This is a genomic window from Streptomyces sp. NRRL S-37 (genome assembly GCF_000721605.1).
Lineage (GTDB): Bacteria > Actinomycetota > Actinomycetes > Streptomycetales > Streptomycetaceae > Streptomyces.
In genome coordinates this window covers 168567-183801 of record NZ_JOIZ01000021.1, presented here as the reverse complement: position 1 = coordinate 183801, position 15235 = coordinate 168567, and the positions used below count along the sequence as shown (strand labels likewise).

The 15235-nt window shown below is 69.8% G+C and carries 13 protein-coding genes and 2 tRNA genes; 9 read left to right on the top strand and 6 right to left on the bottom strand.

Annotated elements, in window-relative coordinates:
* Positions 1-71: 71 nt before the first annotated feature.
* Positions 72-569, bottom strand: coding sequence for a DUF3830 family protein (locus IH50_RS0129485; RefSeq protein WP_030868887.1), 498 nt, complete (start codon positions 567-569; stop codon positions 72-74).
* Between the two features lie 97 nt (positions 570-666).
* On the opposite strand from IH50_RS0129485, the gene ehuB reads away from it, so the two are divergent.
* From ehuB to IH50_RS0129455, 6 genes are all read left to right on the top strand, one after another.
* Positions 667-1581, top strand: a complete 915-nt coding sequence (ehuB, locus tag IH50_RS0129480) for an ectoine/hydroxyectoine ABC transporter substrate-binding protein EhuB (protein ID WP_030868884.1) — start codon at positions 667-669, stop codon at positions 1579-1581.
* Positions 1578-2279, top strand: a complete 702-nt coding sequence (gene ehuC / locus IH50_RS0129475; RefSeq protein ID WP_030868882.1) for an ectoine/hydroxyectoine ABC transporter permease subunit EhuC — start codon at positions 1578-1580, stop codon at positions 2277-2279. Before ehuB ends, ehuC begins: the two co-directional genes overlap by 4 nt.
* Positions 2276-2926 carry an ectoine/hydroxyectoine ABC transporter permease subunit EhuD gene (gene ehuD, locus IH50_RS0129470; RefSeq protein ID WP_030868880.1) on the top strand — a complete coding sequence of 217 codons (651 nt, stop codon included), beginning with the start codon at positions 2276-2278 and terminating at the stop codon, positions 2924-2926. Before ehuC ends, ehuD begins: the two co-directional genes overlap by 4 nt.
* Entirely contained in the window at positions 2916-3707 is a 792-nt protein-coding gene (gene ehuA / locus IH50_RS0129465) for an ectoine/hydroxyectoine ABC transporter ATP-binding protein EhuA (protein WP_030868877.1), read from the top strand. Before ehuD ends, ehuA begins: the two co-directional genes overlap by 11 nt.
* Before the next feature lie 195 nt (positions 3708-3902).
* Complete coding sequence (locus IH50_RS0129460) at positions 3903-4661, top strand: IclR family transcriptional regulator (RefSeq protein WP_030868873.1); 759 nt, start codon at positions 3903-3905, stop codon at positions 4659-4661.
* A 96-nt stretch (positions 4662-4757) separates the two neighbouring features.
* Positions 4758-4831: transfer RNA gene (locus IH50_RS0129455), tRNA-Lys, on the top strand.
* A gap of 59 nt (positions 4832-4890) precedes the next feature.
* Here IH50_RS0129455 and IH50_RS0129450 read toward each other — a convergent pair.
* The 3 genes from IH50_RS0129450 to IH50_RS0129440 form a co-directional block, all read right to left on the bottom strand.
* Positions 4891-5496, bottom strand: coding sequence for a lytic polysaccharide monooxygenase auxiliary activity family 9 protein (locus IH50_RS0129450; RefSeq protein ID WP_030868871.1), 606 nt, complete (start codon positions 5494-5496; stop codon positions 4891-4893).
* A 125-nt stretch (positions 5497-5621) separates the two neighbouring features.
* A complete protein-coding gene (locus tag IH50_RS0129445; protein ID WP_234328259.1) occupies positions 5622-6899 on the bottom strand; it encodes an SPFH domain-containing protein in 1278 nt (425 codons plus the stop codon).
* A gap of 29 nt (positions 6900-6928) precedes the next feature.
* Entirely contained in the window at positions 6929-8233 is a 1305-nt protein-coding gene (locus IH50_RS0129440) for a peptidoglycan-binding protein (RefSeq protein ID WP_030868865.1), read from the bottom strand.
* 205 nt (positions 8234-8438) lie between these two features.
* Between IH50_RS0129440 and IH50_RS0129435 the strand changes: the two genes are divergently transcribed.
* From IH50_RS0129435 to IH50_RS0129425, 3 genes are all read left to right on the top strand, one after another.
* Positions 8439-8512, top strand: a tRNA-Lys gene (locus IH50_RS0129435).
* 467 nt (positions 8513-8979) lie between these two features.
* Positions 8980-10983, top strand: coding sequence for a glycosyltransferase family 2 protein (locus IH50_RS0129430; protein WP_030868863.1), 2004 nt, complete (start codon positions 8980-8982; stop codon positions 10981-10983).
* A complete protein-coding gene (locus IH50_RS0129425; protein ID WP_030868860.1) occupies positions 10980-12920 on the top strand; it encodes a kelch motif-containing protein in 1941 nt (646 codons plus the stop codon). The genes IH50_RS0129430 and IH50_RS0129425 overlap by 4 nt, the downstream gene beginning before the upstream one ends.
* A gap of 103 nt (positions 12921-13023) precedes the next feature.
* On the opposite strand, the gene IH50_RS0129420 is transcribed toward IH50_RS0129425, so the two are convergent.
* Positions 13024-14052 carry a glycoside hydrolase family 6 protein gene (locus tag IH50_RS0129420; RefSeq protein ID WP_030868857.1) on the bottom strand — a complete coding sequence of 343 codons (1029 nt, stop codon included), beginning with the start codon at positions 14050-14052 and terminating at the stop codon, positions 13024-13026.
* Positions 14053-14277: 225 nt separating this feature from the next.
* On the bottom strand, positions 14278-15225 hold the full coding sequence (locus tag IH50_RS0129415; RefSeq protein WP_030868854.1) for an NAD-dependent epimerase/dehydratase family protein: 948 nt from the start codon (positions 15223-15225) through the stop codon (positions 14278-14280).
* Positions 15226-15235 lie beyond the last annotated feature (10 nt).

The window sequence follows — 15235 nt, the reverse complement described above, 5'->3', positions numbered from 1 at the left end:
CACGACTGCCCGCAGCTGGGGCGGTGCGGCTGCCCGCAGCTGGGGCGGTGCGAGTGCTCGTAGCCGGGTGGCTACGGTGCCCTGCGGAAGCTGAGGGTTTCTTCTGCTGCGCCTGTGCGCCACAGGTTGTTGCAGGCGTCGGCCATGGGGGGCAGGCCCTCCACCACCTGGCCCCAGACGGTGCCGGGGACCCAGCCCACGTCGCCGTTGAGGAGGAGGTTGTTGCGCTCGTAGAACAGGGCCAGGTCCACGACCGTCGTACCGGGGCGGACCTCGCGGTCGTAGCCGTAGGACCGCGTGCCCAACTCGGCGCCCGCGAAGGAGAAGTAGCACAGGTCGCCCGGAATGGGGGTGACCGTCGGGTTCTCCAGGGGCGGTTCCGTGTCCGCGAAGGGCGGGAAGAGGGCGTAGATCTCGTTGCGTGCGTACTTGGCGTGGTAGACGTCGCCGGACAGCGGGAGAGATTTCCAGACGGCTTCGCAGGTGATCGGCGCCCGCTCGTCGAGCAGTCGGGCCGTGCAGCTGATTCCACGCTTGACCAGGGAGATCTCGAGATATCGGTCTGCCATGCCCCCCATCGTCCCGCGCCGGTCAACACCGCCCGACCGCCGAACGGGGCCGAAATTGGCCGGAATAACTCGCATCGCTTCGGGTAGCGGCGCCGCCATGGCTCCACCACTGCAACCACTGAGACGATTCCGGGATGCCTCCGGGCCCTCACGCCGGTCGCTGCTCGCGGGGGTCGCGGCGCTCGGCGCGCTGGGTGCCGCGGGCTGTTCCCGCGTGCCCACGGCGGCGGCCACGGGCGGCGGTGACCTGCTCGACCGGCTCAAGGCGGCGGGCGTCGTCCGGCTGGGCATCGCCGGCGAGATCCCGTTCGGTTACATCGACAAGAACGGTGATCTGACCGGTGAGGCGCCGGAGCTGGCCAAGGTCATTTTCCAACGGCTGGGCGTGGACCGGGTGCAGCCCGTCCCCACCGAGTTCGGCTCGCTCATACCCGGGCTGAACTCGCAGCAGTTCGACGTCGTGGCCGCCGGGATGTACATCAACCCCGACCGCTGTCAGCAGGTCATCTTCTCCGACCCCGACTACCAGATGCTCGACTCGTTCATCGTGCGCAAGGGCAACCCGAAGGGCCTGCACGACTACCGGGACGTCGTCAAGAAGAAGGCGAAGTTCGCCACCGGCACCGGGTACGCGGAGATCGCGTACGCCGTCGAGGCCGGGTACGAGGAGAGCGACATCCTGATCGTCCCCGATCAGGTCGCCGGCCTGAACGCCGTCGAGGCCGGACGCGCCGACGTCTTCGCCGGGACCGCCCTCACCACCCGCGAAGTGGTGAAGAAGTCGGCCAAGGCCGAGGTGACGGAGCCCTTCAAGCCGGTCGTCGGCGGGAAGCCGCACGTCGACGGCGGCGGCTTCGCCTTCCGGCCGAACGAGACCGGCCTGCGGGACGCCTTCAACGCCGAACTGCGCAAGCTGAAGAACAGCGGCGAGCTCCTCCGGATCCTCAAGCCCTTCGGTTTCACCGAGGACGAGATGACGGACATGACCGCGAAGGAGCTCTGCGGCGGATGACATCGGGTCTCTGGGAACGCGTACTCGACGGTGTCTGGGTCACCGTCCAACTGCTGGTGCTCAGCGCGCTGCTGGCGACGGCGGTCTCCTTCGTCGTGGGCGTCGCGCGCACCCACCGGCTGTGGATCGTCCGCTTCCTCGCCGGCTTCTACACCGAGGTGTTCCGCGGGACCTCGGCACTGGTGATGATCTTCTGGGTGTTCTTCGTGCTGCCCCCGGCCTTCGGCTGGCAGCTCGTGCCGCTGTGGGCGGGCACGCTGGCACTCGGCCTGACCTACGGGGCGTACGGCTCGGAGATCGTGCGCGGCGCGCTCGCCGCGGTCGACCCGGCCCAGCGTGAGGGCGGTATCGCGCTCAGCTTCACGCCCTGGCAGCGGATGAAACTGATCCTGCTGCCGCAGGCGGTGCCGGAGATGATCCCGCCCTTCTCCAACCTGCTGATCGAGCTGCTCAAGGGCACCGCCCTGGTGTCGATCATGGGCATGGGCGACCTGGCGTTCAGCGCCAACCTGGTGCGGCTGGCGCTGCAGGAGAGCGCGGAGATCTACACGTACGTCCTGCTGATCTACTTCGTGATCGCCTTCCTGCTGACCCGCCTGATGCGCGGTCTGGAGAAGAAGCTGAAGGCGGGAGTCGGCAGGACGCCGCAGAGGAAGACCGCCGCCGTGCGCGTGCCCGAGGGAAGTGGTGTCTCGTGACGTGGGACTGGAGCGCGGTCTCCGACTTCATGCCGCACTTCTGGGACGGTCTGCTGGTCACCCTGCAGATCCTGGTCCTGGGCTCGCTGATCTCGTTCGCGCTGGGCCTGGTGTGGGCGCTGCTGATGCGGGTGCCGACGCGCTGGGTGACCTGGCCGGTCGGGGCGGTGACGGAGTTCGTCCGCAACACCCCGCTGCTGGTGCAGCTCTTCTTCCTGTTCTACGTGCTGCCCGAGTGGGGCATGACCTTCTCGGCGCTGACCACCGGTGTCTTCGCCATCGGGCTGCACTACTCGACGTACACGATGCAGGTCTACCGCGCGGGCATCGAGGCCGTGCCGGTGGGCCAGTGGGAGGCGGCGACGGCGCTGAACCTGCCGCTGCGCCGGACGTGGACCGCGGTGATCCTGCCGCAGGCCGTGCGCCGGGTGGTGCCCGCGCTCGGCAACTACGTCATCTCGATGCTGAAGGACACGCCGCTGCTGATGGCCATCACCGTGCTGGAGATGCTCGGTGAGGCGCGGCTGTTCTCGCAGCAGAACTTCCAGTTCACCGAGCCGCTGACGGTGATCGGCTTCGCCTTCATCGTCATCTCCTACCTGGCCTCCCTTGCCCTGCGAGCCCTGGAGCGACGCCTTGTCCACTGACACCCACACCCCGTTCGCCAAGAAGCCGCAGAGCACGGCGGGCAGCGGCGAGCTGATCCGGCTGGAGCAGGTCACCAAGCGGTTCGGGGACCACACGGTCCTGGACCACCTGGACTTCTCCGTGGACGCCGGCAAGCACGTCACGCTGATCGGCCCGTCCGGTTCGGGCAAGACCACGATCCTGCGGCTGCTGATGACGCTGCTGAAGCCCGACGAGGGCACGGTCACCGTCGACGGGGAGCGGCTCTTCCCGGCGCCGGAGAAGCAGGTCCGCGAGGTCCGCAAGAAGATCGGGATGGTGTTCCAGCAGTTCAACCTGTTCCCGAACATGACGGTGCTGCGGAACATCACCGAGGCCCCGGTCACCGTGCTCGGCATGTCCAAGGACGCGGCCGAGGAGCGGGCACGGGAGCTGCTGGAGATGGTCGGGCTGACCGACCACCTCGACAAGCACCCCGCGCAGCTCTCCGGCGGTCAGCAGCAGCGGGTGGCGATCGCGCGGGCGCTGGCGATGCGGCCGCAGGTGCTGCTGCTGGACGAGGTGACCTCGGCGCTCGACCCGGAGCTGGTCGCGGGCGTCCTGGACGTGCTGCGGGACATCGCCCGCTCCACCGACATCACCATGCTCTGTGTGACCCACGAGATGAACTTCGCCCGGGACATCTCCGACCAGGTGCTGATGTTCGACCAGGGCCGGATCATCGAGCAGGGCGCGCCGGAGAAGATCTTCAGCGAGCCGGAGCACGACCGGACACGGGAATTCCTCAGCGCGGTGCTGTGATGACGGACCGTGAGCGGGGCAACTCCCGAGGTCCACGCCCTGGGTCATCCCCCTGGCATATGCCAGGGGGTCGGCGCCGCAGATGAGGGGGCCGCCGTCTTGTCAACACCCGCTTCCGCGAGGCCGTTCGGCGGCTATCGTGGAGGGGATTCGCTGACCGGATTACGGCCCCATACGCGAGCGCAGGGGGAAACCGTGGCGCTGAGGCACGAGCCGACCGCGTCGTACCACTCGGTCCAGGACGCGCTGCGCGTCCTGGAGGCGGTGGCGCGGCACACCACAGGAGTCACCGACACCGACATCGCCCGCGAGACCGGTCTCGGCACGGAGCGGCTGACCACGCTCCTGCGGATGCTGCGCCGCGAGGCCTACGTCGGGCAGACCGCCGACGGCGGGTACGTCACCGGAGCGGCCTTCGCCCGCCTGGGCGCCGCCGAGGGACACGAGGAGGCGCTGCGCGAGAAGCTCCAGCGCACCCTGGACCGGCTCCGCGACCGGGTGGGCGCCGCCGTCTACCTCAGCCGGTACGTCGACGGCGAGGTCAAGGTCACCCAGTACGCCGACGGCCCCACCACCCCGAAGGTCAACGAGTGGGTGGACTTCCGCTACTCCGCGCACGCCACCGCGATGGGCAAGAGCCTGCTCACCCAGCTCGACCACGACGCCCGGCGCGACCACCTCGCCCGGCACCGGATGGCCCGGCTCACCTCGCGCACCATCACCAGTGACACGCTGCTGCTCTCCCGGCTGGCGGCGCAGCCGCCCACCGTGCCCGTCCTCGACCTCCAGGAGTACGCGGTCGGCACGGTCTGCGCGGCCGTCCCGATCACGGCCGGCTCCTCGGTGGGCTGCCTGTCGCTGTCCCTGCCCCTGGCGCACGCCCACCGCCTGCGCCAGGCCGCCGAGACCCTCAACCGGAACGCGGCCCCGGTACTGCTGTCGCTGACGATCTAGCGCGCCCGGGCGGCGGCGGTGGTGGTCCGGAGCACCCTCGGGGACCAGGTAGTATTTTTCTCGTCGCCGACCGCGAGAGCGGACGGCGGGAGTCATGCGCCGCTAGCTCAGTTGGTTAGAGCAGCTGACTCTTAATCAGCGGGTCCGGGGTTCGAGTCCCTGGCGGCGCACCGAGAAGGGCCTCTCGTGGGAGCGAGAGGCCCTTTGGCGTGCCCGGGGATCCTGGGGATCAGAACGTGACGTCCGAGCAGGCGTAGAACGCGTTGCCCGTGTCGGCGACCGTCCACACCGCGAGGATCACGTGGTGTCCGCTGAGCCCGGACGGCAGCCGGCCGCTGTGCGAGAGGGTCTGCGGCGGACGCTGGCCGTTGTAGGGCACGGTGAGGAACGGCGTGAGGTTGAGGTCGGACCGGGACAGGTTGTGGTTCTGGTTCCAGCCCGGCTTGGTGACGTAGTACGTGAAGTCGGTGGTGGCGTGCATCGCCGTGAACTGCCACCGGAAGGTGTAGTTCTGGCCGCCGGACACCCGGGTCGTGGGCCAGGCGCCGCCCGAGGGGGTCTTCGGGCTGTCGAGCTGGGCGAACCGCGTGTTGTTGGCGGAACAGAGCTGTCCGTCGGCGGGGCCCGAGGCGGGGAAGCCCTTCGGGCCCTCGACGCTCTGCGGCTCCCACTGGATGGATCCGCAGTTGGCCACCGAGCCGTTCTGGCAGAGCTTCTGCCGGCTGACCGGCAGATCGGTGTAGCCGTGTCCGCTGGCACCACCGGAGGAGAGCAGGAGTGCTCCGGTCGTGGCCAGCCCCACCGCGGCTGCGTACGTCTTGGTCCTTGTGCGCATGCTGCTGCTCCTGGTGAACGTGGGGGAGTTTCCGTGAGCCGTGCAGGTAGGTCTAGACCAAGTCTGAGGTTATGGGCGCGGATTGAGCATGTCCATACCAATCACAGGGTCTGTTCCCCCGTCGTTCACGGCCCCGCCTCCCCCCGTCCCGCGCAGAACGCCACCGTCAGGTCCTTCACCAGCACCTTGCGTTCGTAGTCGTCCAGCTCCACCAGCCCCCGCATGGTCAGCCGGGTCACCGTGTCCTCCACCGAGTCCACGACCGAGCCGAGCACGCTCGCCCGGTGCTGGGCGTCCAGCGCGGCGATCCGGCGGCGGTGCATCGCGGCGGCCACCTCGGGCGCGTACTCCACCCGGACCGGCCGCACCGCGAACACCTCCAGCCCCACCGGTGCGGTGTCCGCCGCCACCAGCCGGGTCAGCGCGTCCTGCGCCGCCTCCACCGCCCCCTGGCCCGCGCCCGGCGCCGCCACCGGCACCCGCACCAGCGCCGCCTCGACGCAGGCGCGCAGATACGCCTCGTGGTCCTCGACGCCCAGCGTCGCCCGCGCGGTGTCCCGCGCCCGCCACACCACCAGGAGGGTCACCCGCAGCGCGACCCCGCTGCGGTCGGCCGCCCGCAGCGGCTCACCGCGCCAGTGCCGCAGCCGTACGTCGACCCGGCGGCGCAGCAGCAGCGGGTTGATCCACATCAGCCCGGTCCGCCGGACGGTCCCCCGGTAGCGGCCGAACAGGTCGAGCACCCAGGCCCGCCCGGTCCGCCCACGGGCCAGCCCGCCGAACCCGAACAGGCCGAGCGCCCCGGCCCCCGCGTACGCCGCCCACTGCGCGGGGCCCAGCCCCACCGCGCCGGTGCGTGCCGCCGGCCCGAGCGCCTCCGTCACCAGCGGCGGCAGCACGCCCGCCCACCACGAGGTGACCGCGCAGCCGGCCACCCCGCACACCCCGGCGAGCACCCCCACGAGGCCGGGCAGCACCCGCGCGGGCCGCTCCACCAGCTCGGGGTCGACCCGCGGGACGGCCGACCGGACCCGCCGTCCCGGGCCCACGCCCTGGCTCCGGGGAACCTTCCCGTCCGCGTCCGCCCGGCGGGCGACGACCGCCGGACGCAGCCGCACCGGCGCCGGCTCGGGGGCGTCGCGGAACAGCAGGTGGACGGGGATCTCGGTGGTGGACCCGGTATGGATCAGCCGGACCGGCCGAACGGCCGCCGAACCGTCCGCCGGGCCACCGTCCGCCGAACCGGCGCCTGTCGAGCCGCCGTCCACCGGCCCCCCGGGCTCGGCAACGCGTTCGGGGATGCGTTCGGGAACGTTCTCGGGGACGGGGGATGTCGTCGTGGTCACGCGTGCCTCCAGCCTCCGCGCCAGATGCGTCACATCGGTCACTTCCAGGGACGTCATGGGACGTCATGGGACGTCACAAGGCGTCGTCAAAGGAAAAGCCGCCGCCAGGTCTCCGGGCCCGGGAAGCCGTCCGCCGCTCCGCCCCGCCAGCCCTGGGCCCGCTGGAAGGCCTCCACATTGCGCCGGTCGGCCTCGCCCCAGCGCGGGCCCGGCCCCTTCGTGTAGTGCCGGCCGAACCCCTTCCTCACCAGCTGCCTCCCGAGCCGCGTGACGTGGCCGTTGACCGCGCCCGGCCGGAACGACGCCCGGCCCGGGTAGTCCGGCACCCCCCGCAAGCCGGAAGCGGAACCTCCGTTTGGTACGTCCCGGCCCGCGCCGGTCACCAGCAGTTCCCAGGTCAGCGGCCCCGGCAGCCCGTCCGCCGCCGCGCCCCGCCACCCCTGGGCCTCCTGGAACGCCCGGGTCGCCCCGCGGTCCGCGTCCGTCCAGCGCGGCCCGGGAGGAGCGGAGTAGAAGCGCCCGGCCCCCCGGGCGACGAGCATCCGGCCGAGCTCGGCGACGTACGCGTTCTCCGCGCCGGGGCCGAAATACGCCACTCCGGGGAACGGGATCCGGCCCGTCGGGAGGGACGCCCCCGCCCCCGCCGCGCCGTCGGTCACTCCCTTGTAGCGGTACGGGACATAACGCGCGGAATTGTTCCAGTAGGCGTACGGGGTGATCTTCCGACGGGTGTGCGGCGCGGTCTGTTCATAGGCGACGTACTGGGATCGAGTGGTGTTCACCCAGCCACCGAAAAGGACCACATGTGATCCGCCGTACGGGTCGGCCGCATGGTGGAACAGCAGGATGTCGCCCGGCCGGAGTTCGTCCTTGGTGATTCTCTCGGCGTATTTCCCGAGACTGCCGGTCCATTCGTTCCCGGGAAGCCGCCAGGCCATCGAGACATAACCCGAACAGTCCCGCCGGTAACCGTCGGACGAGTAGGAGTTCACCCCGTACGGAACCTTCCGGGTGACCCAGTTCCGGGCCCGCTCGACGATGTCCGCGCGGGTGATCGCGGGCACCCGCGCGGGGTGTGCGGGGCTCGCGGGCCGGGCCGCCTGACCGTCGGGACCGTGCAGCGGGCCCCGCGCCCCCTGCCGGGTGCCCGGCTCGTCACCTGCGGGAACGTCCGGACCGACGGGCCGCTGGGCCTGGGGGACGGCGGCCGCGGGCGCGGCGAGAGCGGCCGACGCCGCGACGGCCGCGACAAGAGCGGTCCGGTGCGCCGCCGCCGGATGGCCCGGAAAGCGGCCGGTCCGGGAATGCGGCAGAACGCGCCGCCAGTGCGCGCAGCCGGGGCAGTCGCAGTCGTCCGCCGGATCGATTTCCTCGAATACCGGAGACTCCATGCGATTCCCCTCACACTTCCGGTCGATTTCGTCACGTCCGTGCACGACGGCCAGTTTCGCAACTGTCCTCCGCACGCGCATGCTGACGGTCCGAATGATGTACGGCCGGCCGGACGAGCCCGCCGGAGACGGACCGCGGACGGCGGCCGGACGGACGGCGGTCGGGAGCACCCGCCGGGGTCCTGTAGAGTTATGCCGTCAGCGCGCGCCGCTAGCTCAGTTGGTTAGAGCAGCTGACTCTTAATCAGCGGGTCCGGGGTTCGAGTCCCTGGCGGCGCACCGACCCGACGGGCTCCTCGTGCAGACGAGGGGCCCGTCGGTTTTTGGCCGGATATACCCTCGCGGCCGTTGAACGCAACTCACTCGGCGCACGTATGCACCATCGGCCCCACGGCGCTCCCTCACCGTTCACAATGATCCCGTATGACCGGTGAACACCGTGTTTCGCATCTTGCGATCATGATGGGCACCGTAGACCCTGGGTTCTTCAAGTTACCGCGGGTTCGCGGTGATTGGGGGGCAAGAAACCGGTTGCTGGTGATGCGGGACGAGGAGTCCCGCTTTCATGAAGCGGTGCCGAGGGGGGCATCATGCAACCGGAACAGCGCTGTGCCGTGTCTATAAGGTGTGCTGACGTGGTGACAGCGGTCTGCCATTGGTACGTCTGTGACGGTCGAGGGGGACCGGACCGCACGTAAGGAAGCGACGAGGCACGCGGCGACCGCCGTGTGTTGGGGGGATGACTCATGACGTCGACGCCGACCGGCGCCCAGAGGGACGACGACCCGTCCCAGACCACCCAGCTCAGGGTGCCCGGCCACCGGAACTGGAACACGGGCGCGTTCCGCCGGATCAAGAAGACGCTGCCGAGATACGACTACGAGCACTACAGCCGGCTCTCGGGCCCCCTCACCCAGCCCGATCCGAACAGACCGTACAAGGTGCAGTACCGCTCGCTGATCTCGCAGGAGCCGCACCGCATCCGGATCGCGCTGATGCTGGCCGCCGCCCCGGTGCTGTCGCTGGTGCTGCTGTTCTGGCTGCTCCAGCCCTCGCACTGGACCGAGCGGGACTACGTGGAGTTCGAGTGGCTGCCCGCCCTCGACGTCGTCATGCTCGTCTCGATCGGTCTGATCGAGTTCTTCCGCTGCATGAACGTGCTGTCGAACGCGCACGCCACGCTGGTCGCCCGCGACCCGATCCCGGTGGTGCCCGAGAGCGGCACCCGGGTCGCCTTCCTCACCTCCTTCGTGCCCGGCAAGGAGCCGCTGGAGATGGTGACGAAGACCCTGGAGGCGGCGGTGAAGATCCGTCACCGGGGTTTGATGCACGTCTGGCTGCTCGACGAGGGTGACGACCCGGAGGTGAAGGAGGTCTGCGCGCGCCTGGGCGTGCACCACTTCTCCCGCAAGGGTGTCGCGAAGTGGAACCAGCCCAAGGGCGCACACCGCGCGAAGACCAAGCACGGCAACTACAACGCCTGGCTGGACGCGCACGGCGACGACTACGACTACTTCGCCTCGGTCGACACCGACCACGTGCCGCTGCCGAACTACCTGGAGCGGATGCTCGGCTTCTTCCGCGACCCGGACGTCGGCTTCGTCATCGGCCCCCAGGTGTACGGCAATTACGACAACTTCGTCACCAAGGCCGCCGAGTCCCAGCAGTTCCTCTTCCACGCGCTGATCCAGCGCGCCGGCAACCGCTACGGCTCGCCGATGTTCGTGGGCACCTCCAACGCCGTGCGCATCAAGGCGCTCAAGCAGATCGGCGGTCTGTACGACTCGATCACCGAGGACATGGCGACCGGCTTCGAGATGCACCGCCACAAGAACCCGGCGACGGGCCGGAAGTGGCGCTCGGTCTACACCCCGGACGTGCTCGCGGTCGGTGAGGGCCCCAACGCCTGGACCGACTTCTTCACCCAGCAGATGCGCTGGTCGCGCGGTACGTACGAGACGATCATCGGGCAGTACTGGAAGGGCTTCTACTCGCTCCCGCCGAGCAAGCTCTTCAACTACACGATGATGATCATCTTCTACCCGATGTCGGCCCTGAACTGGATCCTGGCGGCGATCAGCTGTGCGCTGTTCCTGGGCCTGGGTGCCTCGGGTGTGAACATCGACCCGGTGGTCTGGCTGATGCTCTACGGCAACGCCTCCGCCCTGCAGATCGGCCTGTACGTCTGGAACCGCCGGCACAACGTCTCGCCGCACGAGCCGGAGGGCTCCGGCGGTGTGGCCGGCATGGTGATGTCCGCGCTGTCGGCACCGCTGTACGCGAAGGCGCTGATCGACTCCGTCCTGCGCAAGAAGAGCAAGTTCGTGGTCACCCCCAAGGGTGACTCGGCCAGCCCGGACACCTGGTTCGGAACCTTCCGGTACCACTGGTACTTCATCCTGATCTTCGCCGGTTCCATCGCCGCGGGCTTCGTCTACGGGCACTCGCACCCGGCGATGGTGATCTGGGCGACCTTCGCCCTGCTGATCACCGCCGCGCCGATGTTCGCCTGGCGGCACGGCATGCGGCAGGACCGGAAGAAGCCCGGCGCCCACGCCGGGGGCGGGCAGCGGGACGCCGGACAGGCGCCCCCGCCGCCGCACATGCCCCAGCAGCAGCACGCCCCGCAGGACCGGCCCCAGTGGGCCGCCTCGCACGGCGGGCCCGCCGCGGGCACCGGGGGCGCGGCCCCCGAGAACGACCAGACCATGCAGATCGCCCTTGGTGGACTTGGGGGACGTAAGGAATGAAGGACCGTGCAGGCCGCCGTCGGGCCCGTCGACTCGCGATAGGCACGGCGGTGGTGCTGGCGCTGGCCGGAATGAACGGGCCGTGGCTGTACCGCTTCAGCACCGAGAAATACCACCAGTACAAGATCGACCAGCCCGAGTACAAGGCCGCGAACGGCAAGTGGGAGATCGTCGAGTTCCCCGAGGAGTACCGGCAGAACACCATCCACGCGGCGCTGCTGCGCACCGGCAAGGTGCTGCTCGTCGCCGGTTCGGGCAACAACCAGGACAACTTCGACGCGAAGCAGTACGACACCCGGATCTGGGACCCCGTCAAGGGGACCATCAAGAAGGTGCCGACGCCCACCGACCTGTTCTGCACCGGCCACACCCAGCTCGCCAACGGCAACCTGCTGATCGCGGGCGGCACCAAGCGGTACGAGAAGCTCAAGGGTGACGTGAAGAAGGCCGGCGGCCTGATGCTCGTCCACAACGAGAACCCGGACAAGCCGATCACCCTGCCCGCCGGCACGAAGTTCACCGGCAAGGAGAACGGCAAGACCTTCGTCTCCAAGGACCCGGTGCTCGTCCCGCGCGCCGAGAAGAAGTTCGACCCGGCCACCGGCGCGTTCCTGGGCAACACCCCGGGTGTCGGCCGCATCTACGTCGAGGCGCAGAAGGAAGGCGCCAAGTACGAGACCGGCACCCAGGACAACTACAAGGTGCAGGGCCTGACCGGCGCCGACGCGCGCAACACGTACGGCATCGCCGAGAAACTCGCCCTGGACAAGAAGGACTTCCAGGGGATCCGGGACGCCTTCGAGTTCGACCCGGTCGCCGAGAAGTACATCAAGGTCGACCCGATGAAGGAGGCCCGCTGGTACCCGACGCTCACCACCCTGAGCGACGGGAAGATCCTCAGCGTCTCCGGCCTCGACGACATCGGCCAGCTCGTCCCGGGCAAGAACGAGATCTACGACCCCGAGACCAAGGAGTGGACCTACACCGACAAGGTCCGCCAGTTCCCGACCTACCCGGCACTGTTCCTGATGCAGAACGGCAAGGTCTTCTACTCGGGCTCGAACGCCGGCTACGGACCGGACGACGTGGGCCGCGACCCGGGCGTCTGGGACGTGGAGACCAACAAGTTCGAGAAGATCCCCGGGCTGAGCGACCCGAACATGATGGAGACGTCCGGCACGGTGCTGCTGCCGCCCGCGCAGGACGAGAAGTACATGGTGATCGGCGGCGGCGGGGTCGGCGAGTCCCAGCTCTCCAGCGAGAAGACCCGCATCGTCGACCTCAAGGCCGACAAGCCGAAGTTCGTCGACGGGCCGTCACTGGACAAGGGCACCCGCTATCCGCAGGCGTCGGTCCTGCCGAACGACGAGGTGCTGGTCACCGGCGGCTCGGAGGACTACCGGGGCCGCGGCGACTCCAACATCCTCGAGGCGCGGATCTACGACACGGAGAAGAACACGTTCCGGCAGGTCGCCGACCCGCTGGTGGGCCGCAACTACCACTCGGGCTCGATCCTGCTGCCCGACGGCCGCGTGATGGTCTTCGGCTCCGACTCGCTCTACGCCGACAAGGCCAACACCAAGCCGGGCAAGTTCGAGCAGCGCATCGAGATCTACACGCCGCCGTACCTGTACGGGGAGAACGAGCAGCCCGATCTGTCGGGCGGGCCGAAGACCATCGAGCGCGGTGAGTCCGGCACGTTCACCTCCGCGGACGCGGCGTCGGTCAAGAGCGTGCGGCTGATCCGGCCGAGCGCGTCCACGCACGTCACGGACGTGGACCAGCGGTCCATCGCACTGGACTTCAAGGCGGACGGCGACAAGATCACCGTTTCGGTGCCCGAGAACAAGAACCTGGTCCAGTCGGGGTGGTACATGCTGTTCGTCAACGACGGGGAGGGTGTGCCCAGCAAGGCGCAGTGGGTGCGGGTGCCGTAGCGCTCCCGCGGGTACGGACGCCGTAGCGCTCCCGCGGGTGCGGGAGCGCTGTGGCTTGTCGCGCCCACGCGGCGGTAGCCGCACATGTCGCAGCCCCGCGCCCCTAGGGGGTTGCCTCTTCCGCCAGCTTCAGGGCGTACTCCGGCCACCACTCGCCGGCCTTCGGGCCGCCCTTGCACTCGCCGTCCGACTCCCCCGGCCGCTTCACCCACAGGTAGGCGTCGACCAGGGGGTCGGCCGTCTTCGTGGTCGGGGTCTCGCCGAGGGCGCGGCCGGGCGGGTTGCACCAGCGTTCGTCCGCGGCGCCCTCGGTGTAGGGGCCGTTGCCGTTGCGGCTGGTGTCGATGACGAAGTGCTTGCCGCCGGTCTTGGCGGAGAGCTGCTTGCCGTAGGCGATGGACTCCTCGGTGGAGTAGTAGTTGGAGACGTTCACCGAGAAGCCGTCGGCCTGCTCGATCCCGGCCCACGTGAGCGGCTCGTGGATCTGGTCGGGGTTGCCCCAGCCGGCGTTGCCCGCGTCCAGGTAGACCTTGGTGTTCTTCAGGCCCTTCAGCTTGGCGACGGCGCCCTTGAGGAGGTCGTAGCGCTCCTCGTGGAACTCGTCCGGGGTGCAGCCGTCCACCAGGTGCAGTACCGCGTCGGGTTCGAGGATCACGGTCGCCGGACGGTCCCCGATGCCCCGGGCGACACTGTCGACGAAGTCGCGGTAGGCGTCGCCGTCGGCGGCGCCGCCCTGCGAGTACTGGCCGCAGTCGCGGTGCGGGATGTTGTAGAGGACCAGCAGCGCGGTGCGGCCCGCCTTCTCCGCGCCCTCGGTGAAGCCGCGGGCCTGTTCCTCGGGGTTCTCCGGGTTGATCCACTCGGCGACGGGCTGCTGGGCGATCTTGCGGATCTGGTCGGCCTCCGCCTTCTTGCCGTCCTCGGCCAGTTGGGCGACCTGCCGTGCGGCGGTGCCGTCCGGGTTGACCCAGAACGGGGCGTACTCCTTCGGCTGCTGGGTGATCCCCGCGCCGGCGTCCGCACCCCCCTTGTCGTCCGAGGACGAACACCCGGTCATCAGTAGCGCCGCCCCCAGCACCACCGCGGCCGCCCTCCCCCCGGTGAACGCCCCGACCCCCCTGCTGCCGTACATCAAGCCCCCCTTGGGTGCACTTGTTCCATGTGCTCCGAGCCCCAATCCTGACATACGTCCCGCGACGCCCACGAGGCCGAACCGGAGCTTGTCCGCAGGCTGTTACAGCCCGGCGGCACGGGCGCGCCCGGCGGTGCGGTACGACCCCGTCAGTGGGTGTCACCTGCGGCGATCATCGGATGGGAACGTGGCGTCGTCCGCTCCTCGGGGCCGGCCGTCCGGGGGTCACCGCTCGTTTCCGGCACGGAGCCAGGCGAGGTAGTCGGCGGCAGCGGTGGCGGTGTCGTACCGGGGTTCGAATCCGGTGTCCTCGCGCAGCCGCGTGATGTCGAGCCAGTTCACGGGCCGCGCCGTGCCCGAGGGCAGCTCCCACCGGAAGCCGGGCTCGACGGACTCGAGCGCGGTGATGACGTCGGCGTTGCTGGTGGCCCGGCCGGAGGCGACGTTGTACGTCGAGTGGCGCAGTTCGTCGGTGAGCTGGAGGAGGGCGAGCGCGCGGCCGGTGTCCTTGACGTAGAGCAGGTCGAGCGCGTCCTCGGCGTGCGGCGGTGCCATGAGCCCCGTCAGGTCGGGCTCGGTCAGCCGCGCGGCGGCGTGTGCGAGCGACGGGGCGGCGAAGAACGGGTCGGGCAGGTGTCCGCCCGGCCCCCAGGTGCCGGAGATGCGCGCGTTGACGACGCTCACGCCGGTCACGTCCGACAGATGGCCGGCGAGCAGTTCGGTGATCTTCTTGAACACCGGGATGACGTGGGAGTACGCCAGGGAGAGCGGCATGTCCTCGGTGAGCGCGCCCGCGGACGCGGTGCCGCCGTAGACGCCGATGGTGCTCGCGGTCACGACGCGGCGCACCCCCCAGGCCTGTGCGGCGCGGCCGATGTTGAGGAACGCGTCGAGGGCCCGTCCGGTCGCGCCGATCGGGTCGTCGCCCGTCACCGGCCAGGGCAGGGCGACGGCGAGGTGCACGATCCCGGTGACCGGGTACTTCCGCCCGACGGCGAGCAGGGTGTCGAGGTCGGCGACGTCGCCCTGGACGACGTGCACGGGCAGGTCCGCGAGCGAGGGCGGGACCTGCGGGCTGCGGCGCTGGAGGAGGACGCACTCCTCACCCGCTTCGGTGAGCGCGCGGACGGTGTGGGTGCCGATGAAGCCGGCCCCTCCGGTGACGAGGATCATGACGATGCCT

What these genes read in the sequence shown, in the direction of transcription:
- IH50_RS0129485 (WP_030868887.1), bottom strand. Translation starts at nt 569, where the DNA reads ATGGCAGACCGATATCTCGAGATCTCCCTGGTCAAGCGTGGAATCAGC.
- IH50_RS0129445 (WP_234328259.1), bottom strand. Translation starts at nt 6,899, where the DNA reads ATGACGTCCCTGGAAGTGACCGATGTGACGCATCTGGCGCGGAGGCTG.
- ehuC (WP_030868882.1), top strand. Translation starts at nt 1,578, where the DNA reads ATGACATCGGGTCTCTGGGAACGCGTACTCGACGGTGTCTGGGTCACC.
- IH50_RS0129420 (WP_030868857.1), bottom strand. Translation starts at nt 14,052, where the DNA reads ATGTACGGCAGCAGGGGGGTCGGGGCGTTCACCGGGGGGAGGGCGGCC.
- IH50_RS0129430 (WP_030868863.1), top strand. Translation starts at nt 8,980, where the DNA reads ATGACGTCGACGCCGACCGGCGCCCAGAGGGACGACGACCCGTCCCAG.
- IH50_RS0129440 (WP_030868865.1), bottom strand. Translation starts at nt 8,233, where the DNA reads ATGGAGTCTCCGGTATTCGAGGAAATCGATCCGGCGGACGACTGCGAC.
- ehuB (WP_030868884.1), top strand. Translation starts at nt 667, where the DNA reads ATGGCTCCACCACTGCAACCACTGAGACGATTCCGGGATGCCTCCGGG.
- IH50_RS0129450 (WP_030868871.1), bottom strand. Translation starts at nt 5,496, where the DNA reads ATGCGCACAAGGACCAAGACGTACGCAGCCGCGGTGGGGCTGGCCACG.
- IH50_RS0129415 (WP_030868854.1), bottom strand. Translation starts at nt 15,225, where the DNA reads ATGATCCTCGTCACCGGAGGGGCCGGCTTCATCGGCACCCACACCGTC.
- IH50_RS0129425 (WP_030868860.1), top strand. Translation starts at nt 10,980, where the DNA reads ATGAAGGACCGTGCAGGCCGCCGTCGGGCCCGTCGACTCGCGATAGGC.